The sequence below is a fragment of the Streptomyces sp. SYSU D01066-1 genome (assembly GCF_054956795.1).
In genome coordinates this window covers 46,598-58,252 of sequence record NZ_JBUDHV010000023.1, presented here as the reverse complement: position 1 = coordinate 58,252, position 11,655 = coordinate 46,598, and the positions used below count along the sequence as shown (strand labels likewise).

Sequence of the window (11,655 nt, the reverse complement as noted above, 5' to 3'; positions counted from 1 at the left end):
GGCTCGGCGCCCTCGTGCGCCGAGCCGCGCACGGCCGCGGGACCAGCCCTTTCACCGATCACGGGCACGTGGCCGCCCTTCTCGTGTCTCCCCGAGGGACGGAAGGACCCGCAGGACGCGCTGGTGTCCGCCGGCCGCCGCAGGGGCACGACTGAGGGGACCCTCGAAGAAGGCGTCCCCACGGCCGGGGTACGCCGACGGCCGGGACTCCGACAGCGGCGGCCCACGAGATCCTCCGTGTGCCCCCGGCCCCGGACACCGCGGCCCGTTTCCCGGAAGACGGTCCGGACGGCCGCACGACGGCCCTCGACACTGTCGACGGCCTGGCGACGGCCTGTCGACGACCTGGCCAACGGCCCCCGCCCCGCGGGACCGGCCCCGTACCGATCACCGGACCCCCGCCGACCGTGCGTCGGCGGGTACCGGGTCCCGTACGTCATCGGCCGGGAGGCGGTCCGCGTCCCGGTGACCCACTTGGGCCGCACCGCTTGGCGGGTCCCCGGACCGCGCCACCCGGGCTCCTCCACCCGGGGCCCCGTGAAGCGCGGTTCACATGTGACGCCCGCCGCAAACCCGCCCCGCCGGGTCGGCCCGGGGCCGTCCGATGCCGCACACTGGTCTCCCGTGACCTCCCATCCGCCCATATCCGCCCGCGTCGTGCTGCTCTGCGGCCCCTCCGGCTCCGGCAAGTCCCTCCTCTCAGCCCGCTCCGGCCTCCCGGTGCTGCGGCTCGACGACTTCTACAAAGAGGGCACCGACCCGACGCTGCCGCTGGTGGCGGGGAGTTCGGACATCGACTGGGACCACCCCGGCTCGTGGGACGCGGACACGGCCGTCGCCGCCATCGCCCGGCTGTGCCGCACCGGTCGTACCGCCGTGCCGGTCTACGACATCGCGCTCAGCGCCCGGACCGGCGAGGGCACCGTCGACATCGGGCGGACCCCGCTGTTCATCGCGGAGGGCGTGTTCGCCGCGGAGATCGTGGCGCGCTGCCGGGAACTGGGCGTGCTGGCCGACGCGCTCTGTCTGAGCCGGGGCCCGCTGACCACCTTCCGCCGCCGGTTCCTGCGGGATCTGCGCGAGGGCCGCAAGTCGGTGCCGTTCCTGCTGCGCCGCGGCTGGCGGCTGCTGCGCGAGGAGCGGTCGATCATCGCCCGGCAGACGGCGCTCGGCGCGCACGCCTGCGACCGGGACGAGGCGATGGGCCGGCTGGCCGCCGCCGCGGCGGCGGGCCGGTGCGCGACGGCCCGTACGGCCACCCCCACCTGACCCAGGCCCGAGTACCCGGAGCCCGGGGAACACCTGACCCAGGCCCGGGTACCCGGAGCCCAGGGAACGCCTGACCCGCGCACGAGTACCCGGAACACGCGGAAGCGGGACTGGACGGACCCCCCGGCCCCCCAGTCCCGCTTCCTTCCCCGTTCCCCCCGTGTTTCCCCCGTGTCCCCCGTACTCCCCCGTTTCCCCCGTGGTGCTCCCCCGTGAGTAAGAGCCCGGGGCGCCCCCCGTGATACACCCCGGCTCGAACTTTTTTCCCGCCCCCTCGGGCCGGTCAGGCGACCAGTTCCCCGAAGGCGTCCGCGCGGTCCCGGCCGAAGCTGAGCACCTCGTCCTCGCGCAGCCGGCGCAGCGAGCGCCAGATGCTCGACTTCACCGTGCCGACGCTGATGCCGAGGATGTCCGCGATCTCCGGGTCCGTGCGGCCCTCGTAGTAGCGCAGGACCAGCATGGTGCGCTGGAGTTCGGGCAGCCGGGCCAGCGCCTGCCACAGGACCGTGCGCAGTTCGGTGCCGCGCATGGCGTCCGTGTCACCGGGCGTCTCCGGCAGCTCCTCGGTCGGGTACTCGTTGAGCTTGCGGCGCCGCCAGGCGCTGATGTGCAGGTTGGTCATGGTGCGGCGCAGGTAACCGCCGACCGCCGCCTTGTCGGTGATCCGGTCCCACGCCCTGTACGTCGAGAACAGCGCGCTCTGCAGCAGGTCCTCGGCCTCGAAGCGGTCGCCGGTCAGGTGGTAGGCGGTCGCGTACAGGGAGGCGCGGCGCTCCTGGACGTAGGCGGTGAACTCCGCCTCCGACAGCGAGCGCCGCTCCCCCTGGTCCTCCCCGTACGCGGTTCCCCCGTGGTTCTCCCCCGTGTTCGCGTCGACCACCGACATGTACGTCGTCGAGTGCTGACGCCCGGCGGCGCCGCGAGCGCACCCCCGCCCTCCCCCGCGCTCGGACACGCTCGCGCGGGAGGGACCCCCGTCGGTGCCGGACTTCTCGTGCCCCCGGAACCCGTTCACGTCGTGCAGACGCGTGATCACTGCGCTGGTGCTGCTGCGAGTCAGCGTGTTCATCATGCGCCCCCCGTCGTGGAGTTACCGGTGTCCGTCTCGCGGTGCCACCGTCTTGCCTGTGCCGAAAATCATGCCGGGATCACTTCATGGCCGTGTCCGCCGACTGTCACAGACCTGTCACAGCGCCCGGTCACGGCGAAACCACAGGTCCCGCACGGGGTTCGGGGGTAGGAGGACCGGCTTCCCGCCCACCGGTCGAACCCCGCCCCCCGCATGGGCCAGAATGAGACCGTGCCTTCCCTGTTGCTGATCGAGGACGACGACGCCATCCGCACGGCCCTGGAGCTCTCCCTGACGCGCCAGGGCCACCGGGTGGCCACCGCGGCCAGCGGTGAAGACGGTCTGAAGCTGCTGCGCGAGCAGCGGCCGGACCTGATCGTGCTGGACGTGATGCTGCCCGGCATCGACGGCTTCGAGGTGTGCCGGCGCATCCGGCGCACCGACCAGCTGCCGATCATCCTGCTGACCGCGCGCAACGACGACATCGACGTGGTCGTCGGCCTGGAGTCGGGCGCCGACGACTACGTCGTCAAACCGGTGCAGGGGCGGGTGCTGGACGCCCGCATCCGGGCGGTGCTGCGCCGCGGGGAGCGGGAGTCCACCGACTCGGCGACCTTCGGCAGCGTGGTCATCGACCGCTCCGCGATGACCGTCACCAAGAACGGGGAGGACCTCCAGCTCACGCCGACCGAGCTGCGGCTCCTGCTCGAACTGAGCCGCCGGCCCGGCCAGGCGCTGTCCCGGCAGCAGTTGCTGCGGCTGGTGTGGGAGCACGACTACCTCGGCGACTCCCGGCTCGTGGACGCCTGTGTGCAGCGGCTGCGCGCCAAGGTCGAGGACGTGCCGTCCTCCCCGACGCTGATCCGTACCGTGCGGGGCGTGGGCTACCGGCTGGATCCGCCTCAGTGACACAGGAACATCCGCAGGGGCACCGCGGCTGGTCCGCGGCGCGCAGGGGAGTCTGGTCGCGGCTGCGCCTCACCAGCCTGCGGCTCAGGCTGGTCGTCGTCTTCGGGCTGGTGGCGCTCACCGCCGCCGTGTCCGCGTCCGGGATCGCCTACTGGCTGAACCGGGAGGCGGTGCTCACCCGCGCCCAGGACGCCGTGCTGGGCGACTTCGAGCAGGAGATGCGCAACCGGGCCGGGTCGCTGCCCCGGCACCCCACCGAGGACGAACTGCAGCACACCGCGGGCCAGATGGCCGACAGCAGCCAGCGCTTCGGCGTGCTGCTGGTCGCCGAGGACACCGACGGCGACACCGTGTACGGCAGCGCGGGCGGGCCGGACGGCTTCTCGCTGTCCGACGTGCCCCGGTCGCTGCGCACGGCGGTGAACAGGAAGCAGGAGGTCACCGGGGCCAACAAGTCCCCGTACCACCTGTACTGGCAGCGGATCGTCCTCGACGACACCCCGTACCTGGTGGCCGGCAGCCGGGTCGTCGGCGGCGGGCCGACCGGTTACATGCTCAAGTCGCTGGAACCGGAGGCCAAGGACATCGACTCGCTGGCCTGGTCGCTGGGGATCGCGACCGCGCTGGCGCTGATCGGCTCCGCGCTGCTCGCGCAGGCCCTGGCGACGACCGTGCTCAAGCCCGTGCACCGGCTGGGCACCGCGGCCCGCCGGCTGGGCGAGGGCAAGCTGGACACCCGGCTGCGGGTCTCCGGCACCGACGAACTGGCCGACCTGTCCCGGACGTTCAACAACGCGGCCGAGTCGCTGGAGAAGCGGGTCGAGGACATGGCCGCGCGGGAGGCGTCGTCCCGGCGGTTCGTGGCGGACATGAGCCATGAGCTGCGTACGCCGCTGACCGCGATCACCGCGGTCACGGAGGTGCTGGAGGAGGAGCTGGAGGCCGGGTCGGGGTCGATCGACCCGATGATCGAGCCCGCCGTGCGGCTGGTGGTCAGCGAGACCCGGCGGCTGAACGACCTCGTCGAGAACCTGATGGAGGTCACCCGCTTCGACGCGGGCACCGCCCGGCTGGTCCTGGACGACGTGGACGTCGTCGACCAGATCACCGCCTGTGTCGACGCCCGCGCCTGGCTGGACGCCGTCGAGCTGGACGCCGAGCGCGGCATCCACGCCCGCCTCGACCCGCGCCGCCTCGACGTCATCCTGGCCAACCTGATCGGCAACGCGCTCAAGCACGGCGGCTCGCCGGTGCGGGTGTCGGTGACGGCGGTGGACGACGCGGTCGTCATCGCCGTGCGCGACCACGGGCCCGGCATCCCCGAGGACGTCCTGCCGCACGTCTTCGACCGCTTCTACAAGGCCAGCGCCTCCCGGCCGCGCTCCGAGGGCAGCGGGCTCGGCCTGTCCATCGCCCTGGCCAACGCGCACATCCACGGCGGTGAGATCAGCGCGGCCAACTCCCCCGACGGCGGCGCGGTGTTCACCCTGCGGCTGCCGCGGGACGCGTCGTCGCTGACGGAGGCCGGCGCCGGCGCCGACGGCTCCGGGAGCGAGGGCAAGGGCAAGGACGCGAAGGGACAGGGCTGATGACCGTACGCCGCCTGCTGGCGCTTCCCGTGCTCGCGGTACTGCTCACCGGATGCGGTATCCGGGCCACCGAGGTGCCGACGGACTTCGGCCCCGCGCCGTCGCGGGTACGCTGCTCGCCCGCCGGACCGGACGCGGCGAGCGGGACCGCGCGGGGCGTGACCGTGCGGGTGTCCCTGCTGTGCGGCTCCTCGCTGGTGACGGTGGAGCGGACGGTACGGGTGCCGGAGGGCTCGACCGGTGCCGAGCGCCGGCCGGCGGTGGCGAGGGGGCTGCTGGACCAGCTCGCCGCGCCGCCCTCGGCCGCCGAGACACAGGCCCGGTACACCACCGACGTGCCCGGCGGGATCACGGTCTCCGGGCCGCGGGACGGTGACCCCGACGCCACCTTGCGGCTGAGCACCGCGCCCGGCGACCTCACCTCGTACGCCCTCGCCCAGACCGTCTGCACCTTCGCCCAGTCGGCGGTGGCCGAGGACGACGGTTCCGTGGTCCTCGGCGGGCCGGACGAGCGGGCGCCGCGCCGGTACGTGTGCACGGACGAGGTCCGCGCCCGGCCGGGCAGCAACGAACCGCCCTCCAGCGAGGTCACCCGGGACTGACCGCGGCCCGTGGCCGGGGTGTGGCGCATGACTCACCCGTGTGGGGGAGGGCCCGGAACCACCCGCGCCGGGGGCCGCGTCTAGGGGGGCGTGCAGCGTCAAGGGTTCTCCGGCGGCAGCGCCGCGCTCCGCATCCGTGCGACGGGAGGCGTCCTCCTGGCCGCGCATCTCGTGGTCGTCGCCTGGCTCACGCTGCGTCCCCTGGACGTCCCCTGGGTGACGCCCCCCAACCTGCACCCGTTCGACGGCATCCGGGCCGAGGTGGCGCTGGGCTGGCCCGAGGCGGTGCGGTGCGTCGGCGGCGGGCTGGGGCTGCTGGCGCCGCTGGGTGTCCTGCTGCCGATGGTGAACGGCCGCGCCGTCGTCTCGGCGCCGGCCTCGCTGCTGCGCAGCACCGCCGCGGGCGCCCTGCTCTCCCTGGGCATCGAACTGCTGCAGACCGGGGTGCCCGGCCGGGTCGCGGACATCGACTCGCTGCTGCTGAACACCGTGGGCGTGGCCCTCGCGCACCTCGCGGTGGTCCCGGCGGGCCGGGCCTGGCTCCGCCGCAGGTCGCAGGCCGGGGAGAGCGGAGACCTCCCCCAGGAGGAGCCCTCTCAGGGTCGGACCCCGACGATTCCCAGGGTCGGGATCGCCCCGTAGAGCGACGCTTCGCCCCTGTTCGTCCTCGTAGCGTGGGGGCAGATGAGGCGGCCGACGAAGGCGCCTCGGACCGACGCTCACGAAGGAGCCGCCATGTCCCGCCTTGCCCGCCCGACCGACGGTCGCATGATCGGCGGAGTGTGCGCCGCGCTGGCGCGACGCTTCGGCACCTCCGCGACGACGATGCGCGTCGTCTTCCTGGCCTCGTGCCTGCTGCCCGGTCCGCAGTTCCTGCTCTACCTGGCGCTGTGGATCCTCCTCCCGTCGGAGGAGAAGGCGGCGCGCGCGGCCTGGTGACGGCCGCCCCCGCGGCGCCCCCTCCGGACCCCTGTCCCTCCCCCTGGATCCGGAGGGATCCGCCCGGATCCCTCCCTCTGGCCATCTGGATCCCTCCGGGTCCCTCCCTCTGGATCCCCCTCCAGACCCCTCCCTCTGGATCCCCCTCCAGACCCCTCCCTCTGGATCCCCCTCCAAACCCCTCCCTCTGGCCCTCCGGGTCCCTTTGGATCCTCCCTCTGGAAAGCCGACGGGGCGCACCCGGCAGTACCGGGTGCGCCCCGTCGGCGCGTCGTGGCGGGCGCGGCTCAGACCACCGCCAGGCCCTTGACCGGCAGGCCGCCGAGCAGCTGGGCGACCGGCTGGGCCGGACCGTTGGTGAGCTGGTCGGCGATCGACTGCCCGGCGGGGGCCGCGGCGCCCCGCGTCACCCCGGGCGCCTCGGCCGCGCCGGGCACGGCCTGGGTGAGGCCCTCGGCACCGGGGAGCGAACGGACGACGCCGCCGGCCGTCGGGCCGAGGTCCGGGGCGACCGGGGCCGCGTTGGCCGCGCCCGCGCCGGCGGCGGCGAAGGCGGCACCGAGGGCGGTGACACCGAGGGTCTTGACAGCAGACTGCTTCATGAAATGCGTCCTCGAAATGGGAGATCGGGAATCCGAGCGGTCCCCGACCGTAGACACGCACCGCCGTCCGCCGCAAACATCGCAATGCGAGCGGGCGGCGAAAGGCAGCCCGCGCACCCGGTCCGCCCCCGCCCCCGGATCACCCCTCGCCGCCGGAATAACCGCTGGTGGGGCGGTTCACCGGAACAGCCACGCGGACCTCAGCTCCGCGTATCCGGGTTTGATCACGTCGTTGATCATGGCCAGCCGTTCATCGAAAGGAATGAACGCTGATTTCATAGCATTGACAGAACACCACTCGATGTCGTCGAGCGTGTAACCGAACGCGTCGACAAGGTGCTCGAATTCCCGGCTCATGCTGGTGTGGGACATCAGACGGTTGTCCGTGTTGACCGTGACACGGAACCGCAGCCGCCGCAGCAGCCCGATGGGGTGCTCCGCGTACGAGGCCGCCGCCCCGGTCTGGAGGTTGGAGCTGGGGCACAGCTCCAGCGGGACGCGCTTGTCCCGGACGTAGGAGGCGAGCCGTCCCAGCTTCACCGTGCCGTCCGCGGCCACCTGGATGTCGTCGATGATGCGCACCCCGTGCCCGAGCCGGTCGGCGCCGCACCACTGCAGCGCCTGCCAGATGGACGGCAGTCCGAACGCCTCGCCGGCGTGGATGGTGAAGTGGTGGTTCTCGCGCTTGAGGTACTCGAAGGCGTCGAGGTGCCGGGTGGGCGGGTGGCCGGCCTCGGCGCCGGCGATGTCGAAGCCGACGACGCCCAGGTCCCGGTAGCGGTTGGCGAGCTCGGCGATCTCCAGGGAGCGGGCGGCGTGCCGCATGGCGGTGAGCAGGGCGCCGACGCGGATGCGGTGGCCGTTCTCCCGGGCCCGCCGCTCCCCTTCCCGGAAGCCCTCGTCGACCGCCTCGACGACCTCTTCGAGGGTGAGGCCGCCCGCCAGGTGCTGTTCGGGGGCGTAGCGCACCTCGGCGTAGACGACGCCGTCCTCGGCGAGGTCCTCGGCGCACTCGGCGGCCACCCGGACCAGGGCGTCGCGGGTCTGCATCACGCCGACGGTGTGCGAGAAGGTCTCCAGGTACCGCTCCAGGGAGCCGGAGTCGGCGGCCTGGCGAAACCAGTGGCCCAGCTCGCCGGGGTCGGTCTCGGGCAGCCCAAAGTAGCCGCTCTCCCGGGCGAGTTCGACGACGGTGCCGGGGCGCAGCCCGCCGTCGAGGTGGTCGTGCAGCAGGACCTTGGGCGCCCGGCGGATCTGGTCCGGCGTCGGGGAGTTCGCGGTGGTCTGGCTCGTCATCTCCGCACTGTAGCTCCTACGCGCGTAGATCACGGGGTGAACGCCGGATCCCGGGAAGGGGCCGGGCGGCCGGCTCACCGGCCGATACGCAACAGTGACCGCGCGTACGGATGGCGGACACCCGCTCTTCTGACACTGTTTTGTCATGGCACAACAAGCGACGCCGGTGCGCGAGGCCCGGCTGGGGCGGGCGCTGGGTCCACAGACGGCGGCGGTGAGCGGAGTGGCCGTGCTGCTCCCGGCGGGCGACGAGGTCTCCAGCCGCAGACCCTCCCCCCTGCTGGCCAACGCCTCCGTGCGCGCGCTGGGGCGCCGGCTGACCCGGGCCGGCCGCGACGAGGGGCTGGCGGCCCACGTCGTGCACTACCGCTACCGGGGCTGGAACGGCAGCGAGGCGCATCTCGCCCGGGACGCCGCCTGGGCCGCCGACGAGGCGGTACGGCGCTACGGCGACGTCCCCGTCTGCCTGGTCGGCGTCGGCATGGGCGGGCGGGCGGCGCTGCGCGCGGGCGGCCACGAGGCCGTCAACTCCGTGCTGGCGATAGCCCCCTGGCTGCCGGACGAGGACGTCGCGGCACCGCCCGAACCGGTGAAACAGCTCACCGGGCGGCGGGTGCTGATCGTGCACGGCACGGACGACGGGCGGTGCGACCCGGAGCTGTCGTTCCGGCTGGCGGCGCGGGCGAAGAAGGCCAACCGGGACGTGTGCCGCTTCGAAGTGCACAGCGAGGGGCACGGGTTGCGGCACTACCGCGACGAGGTGGCGGCGCTGGTGGAGGACTTCACGCTGGGGGCGCTGTTCGGGCGGCCGTTCTCCCGGCCGGTGGCCGACGCGCTGGCCGCCCCGCCGCCGCTGGGGCTGCGGATGCCGCTGGCCGTGGGGTTCGGCAGGACGCGGCGTTGACTTCCGCTCCCCGGGCTGAAGCCCGGGGATTCCCGCCAGGTCGGCCGACCGTCTCGGCGGGTTCCCGCTTCACCGCGCCGGGCCGGTACGCGTACCGGTCCCACCCGCGCTCCACAGGCCGGCACCGCCGGTCCGGCGGCCTTGGCGGCGGTAACGCCTCAGGGCAGCAGCCGGCCCCGCTTCGAGAGCAGGAACTCCTTGAACGCGGCCACCGGTGGCGTGTCCGCCCGCCCCGCCAGCCACGCCACGCCGATCTCCCGGGCCGCGCGGGGCGCGGTGACCGTCAGTTCCACCACCCCCGGGCGGGGCACGGCCGGCGGCGGCAGGAGTGCGACGCCCAGGCCCGCCGCGACCAGGCCCCGCAGGGTCTCCGCCTCCTCGCCCTCGAAGGCCACCCTGGGCCGGAACCCGGCCTCCGCGCAGAGCGCGTCCGTGATGCGGCGCAGGCCGTAACCGGGCTCCAGGGTCACGAAGGGCTCGTCGGCGGCCTCCGCGAGCCGCACCCGGCGGCGGCCGGCGAGGCGGTGGTCGGCGGGGACGACCAGCCGCAGCCGCTGCTCGTCCAGGCGGCGGGCGACGAGGTCGGGGGCGTCGGGCACCGGGGAGGTCAGGCACAGGTCCAGTTCCCCGGCGCGCAGCCGCTCCAGCATGGCCTCGCCGTAGTTCTGGACCAGGCTGAAGCGGACCCTGGGGTGGTCGGCGCGGAAGGCGTGGATCAGTCCGGGGACGGTCTCGGCGCCCATGGTGTGCAGGAATCCGAAGGCGACCTTGCCGGTGGTGCGGTCGGCGTCCGCGCGGACCTCGTCGGCGGCCCGCTCGATCTCGGCGAGGGCGCGCTCGACGGAGGCGAGGAAGGTGTGCCCGGCGGGGGTGAGGGAGAGGGCGCGGCCGTGCCGGGCGAACAGGTCGACGCCCAGGTCCTGCTCCAGGCGGGCGACGGCCCGGGAGAGGGTCGACTGGGGGACGTTCATCTCCTGGGCGGCGCGGGTGACGTGCTCGGTGCGGGCCACGCCGGCGAAGTGCGCCAGGCGCGGCGCGAGCAGCGTGACGATGTCTTCTGTGTCACTGTCCCGTGACAGCCGCCCTCGTGAGCTTCGCTGATGCGTCATGGGAACGATTATGAACGTTTCATGCATTGGACGGATGAGTAAGGGGCTTCGTACCGTCATGGCATGACTCCCGCCGATACCGGGGCGTCCACCACCGTGGGCGCCGCCACCTCCGTCCCCGCTCTCCCCGACACGCGCGTGGCCCCGGGCGGCCCCGGCTACCGCCGGATGAGCTTCGCCCTGTTCCTCGCGGGCGTGGCCACCTTCGCGCTCCTCTACTCCACGCAGGCCCTGCTGCCGCTGATCTCCGGCGACCTGGGGGTGACCGCGAGCGACGCGAGCTGGACGGTGGCCGCCGCCACCGGCGGTCTGGCGCTGTTCGTCATCCCGATGAGCGCCCTGTCGGAACGGTTCGGACGGCGTACGGTCATGACGGCGTCGCTCGCGGTCGCGGTGACCGTCGCGCTGCTGGTCCCCTTCGCCCCCTCGCTGCCGGTGCTGGTCGCGCTGCGCGCGGTGCAGGGCGCGGCGCTGGCCGGAGTGCCGGCCTCCGCGACGGCGTACCTCGCGGAGGAGGTCACGCCGAAGGCGCTGGTCACGGCGATCGGCCTGTTCGTGGCGGGCAACAGCGTGGGCGGCATGAGCGGCCGGGTGATCACCGGCTGGGTCGCGCAGGAGTGGGGCTGGCGGGTGGCCGTCGGCGTGGTCGGCGCCGTCGCCGTCGGCTGCGCGGTGGCGTTCCGGGCGCTGCTGCCGAGGCCGCAGCACTTCCGCCCGGGGTCGCTGCGCCCGCGCGTCCTGGCCGGGACGATCCGCGATCACCTCTGCGACCCGCTGCTGCGCCGCCTGTACGCGATCGGCGCGCTGTTCATGACGGTCTTCGGCGGCGTCTACACGGTGATCGGCTACCGCCTGACGCAGGCCCCGTTCTCCCTCCCCCAGGGCATCGTCGGCTCCGTCTTCCTGGTGTACCTGGTGGGCACGGTCTCCGCGTCCACGTCGGGCCGGCTGGTGGGCCGGCTGGGGCGGCGCGGCGCGCTGTACCTGGCGGGCGGCACGACGGCGGCCGGCCTGCTGCTGTCGCTGGCGGACTCCCTGCCCCTCGTCCTGCTGGGCCTGGTCCTGATCACGGCGGGCTTCTTCGCGGGGCACGCGGTGGCGTCCTCGGCGGTCAGCCGTACGGCGACGCACGGCCGGGCGCAGGCGTCGGCCCTGTACCAGTCGGCGTACTACACCGGCTCCAGCGCCGGCTCCACGGTGGGCGCGGTGGCCTTCCACTCCGGGGGCTGGGCCGGCACCGTCGGGGTCGGGCTGCTGGCGGTGCTGGGGGTCGTGACGGTCACCCTGCTCGGCACCCGGGCGGCCCGCGGACAGACCGCGAAGCTCCCCGCCGCGGCCTGATCAGCACCGCTGTGACCCGCTGATTC

The 11,655-nt window shown here is 73.9% G+C and carries 11 protein-coding genes and 1 pseudogene; 8 read left to right on the top strand and 4 right to left on the bottom strand.

Translation table 11 applies throughout. The features are described from left to right. Nucleotides 1-624: 624 nt before the first annotated feature. On the top strand, nt 625-1,269 hold the full coding sequence (locus ACY1JF_RS20910) for a uridine kinase (RefSeq protein WP_462706693.1): 645 nt from the start codon (nt 625-627) through the stop codon (nt 1,267-1,269). 283 nt (nt 1,270-1,552) lie between these two features. On the opposite strand, the gene ACY1JF_RS20905 is transcribed toward ACY1JF_RS20910, so the two are convergent. Continuing rightward, entirely contained in the window at nt 1,553-2,338 is a 786-nt protein-coding gene (locus ACY1JF_RS20905) for a SigE family RNA polymerase sigma factor (RefSeq protein ID WP_462706692.1), read from the bottom strand. 231 nt (nt 2,339-2,569) lie between these two features. Between ACY1JF_RS20905 and afsQ1 the strand changes: the two genes are divergently transcribed. From afsQ1 to ACY1JF_RS20880, 5 genes are all read left to right on the top strand, one after another. Then, the gene (gene afsQ1 / locus ACY1JF_RS20900; RefSeq protein ID WP_215168516.1) at nt 2,570-3,247 is read left to right on the top strand and encodes a two-component system response regulator AfsQ1; all 678 of its coding nucleotides are present in this window, start codon (nt 2,570-2,572) and stop codon (nt 3,245-3,247) included. Beyond that, nucleotides 3,244-4,836, top strand: coding sequence for an ATP-binding protein (locus ACY1JF_RS20895; RefSeq protein ID WP_462706691.1), 1,593 nt, complete (start codon nt 3,244-3,246; stop codon nt 4,834-4,836). Before afsQ1 ends, ACY1JF_RS20895 begins: the two co-directional genes overlap by 4 nt. Next, nucleotides 4,836-5,438, top strand: a complete 603-nt coding sequence (locus ACY1JF_RS20890) for a hypothetical protein (protein WP_462706690.1) — start codon at nt 4,836-4,838, stop codon at nt 5,436-5,438. Before ACY1JF_RS20895 ends, ACY1JF_RS20890 begins: the two co-directional genes overlap by 1 nt. Nucleotides 5,439-5,528: 90 nt before the next feature. Next, complete coding sequence (locus ACY1JF_RS20885; RefSeq protein ID WP_462706689.1) at nt 5,529-6,080, top strand: VanZ family protein; 552 nt, start codon at nt 5,529-5,531, stop codon at nt 6,078-6,080. A 93-nt stretch (nt 6,081-6,173) separates the two neighbouring features. Continuing rightward, nucleotides 6,174-6,377: a PspC domain-containing protein gene (locus ACY1JF_RS20880; RefSeq protein ID WP_462706688.1), complete on the top strand. Its 204-nt coding sequence runs from the start codon at nt 6,174-6,176 to the stop codon at nt 6,375-6,377. A gap of 287 nt (nt 6,378-6,664) precedes the next feature. On the opposite strand, the gene ACY1JF_RS20875 is transcribed toward ACY1JF_RS20880, so the two are convergent. Together ACY1JF_RS20875 and ACY1JF_RS20870 are read right to left on the bottom strand one after the other, a co-directional pair. Continuing rightward, nucleotides 6,665-6,979, bottom strand: a complete 315-nt coding sequence (locus tag ACY1JF_RS20875; protein WP_462706687.1) for an ATP-binding protein — start codon at nt 6,977-6,979, stop codon at nt 6,665-6,667. Between the two features lie 139 nt (nt 6,980-7,118). Then, nucleotides 7,119-8,275, bottom strand: a pseudogene (locus ACY1JF_RS20870) (adenosine deaminase). A gap of 145 nt (nt 8,276-8,420) precedes the next feature. Between ACY1JF_RS20870 and ACY1JF_RS20865 the strand changes: the two are divergent. Continuing rightward, the gene (locus tag ACY1JF_RS20865; protein ID WP_462706686.1) at nt 8,421-9,179 is read left to right on the top strand and encodes an alpha/beta hydrolase family protein; all 759 of its coding nucleotides are present in this window, start codon (nt 8,421-8,423) and stop codon (nt 9,177-9,179) included. Between the two features lie 158 nt (nt 9,180-9,337). On the opposite strand, the gene ACY1JF_RS20860 is transcribed toward ACY1JF_RS20865, so the two are convergent. Beyond that, complete coding sequence (locus ACY1JF_RS20860; RefSeq protein WP_462706685.1) at nt 9,338-10,288, bottom strand: LysR family transcriptional regulator; 951 nt, start codon at nt 10,286-10,288, stop codon at nt 9,338-9,340. Nucleotides 10,289-10,351: 63 nt separating this feature from the next. Between ACY1JF_RS20860 and ACY1JF_RS20855 the strand changes: the two genes are divergently transcribed. After that, on the top strand, nt 10,352-11,629 hold the full coding sequence (locus ACY1JF_RS20855; RefSeq protein ID WP_462706684.1) for an MFS transporter: 1,278 nt from the start codon (nt 10,352-10,354) through the stop codon (nt 11,627-11,629). The last annotated feature ends 26 nt before the right edge of the window (nt 11,630-11,655 follow it).

Excerpts from the sequence above, each read along its gene's own strand:
- ACY1JF_RS20880 (WP_462706688.1), top strand. The coding sequence starts at position 6,174 with ATGTCCCGCCTTGCCCGCCCGACCGACGGTCGCATGATCGGCGGAGTG.
- ACY1JF_RS20855 (WP_462706684.1), top strand. The coding sequence starts at position 10,352 with ATGACTCCCGCCGATACCGGGGCGTCCACCACCGTGGGCGCCGCCACC.
- ACY1JF_RS20860 (WP_462706685.1), bottom strand. The coding sequence starts at position 10,288 with ATGACGCATCAGCGAAGCTCACGAGGGCGGCTGTCACGGGACAGTGAC.
- ACY1JF_RS20865 (WP_462706686.1), top strand. The coding sequence starts at position 8,421 with ATGGCACAACAAGCGACGCCGGTGCGCGAGGCCCGGCTGGGGCGGGCG.
- ACY1JF_RS20875 (WP_462706687.1), bottom strand. The coding sequence starts at position 6,979 with ATGAAGCAGTCTGCTGTCAAGACCCTCGGTGTCACCGCCCTCGGTGCC.
- ACY1JF_RS20890 (WP_462706690.1), top strand. The coding sequence starts at position 4,836 with ATGACCGTACGCCGCCTGCTGGCGCTTCCCGTGCTCGCGGTACTGCTC.
- ACY1JF_RS20905 (WP_462706692.1), bottom strand. The coding sequence starts at position 2,338 with ATGAACACGCTGACTCGCAGCAGCACCAGCGCAGTGATCACGCGTCTG.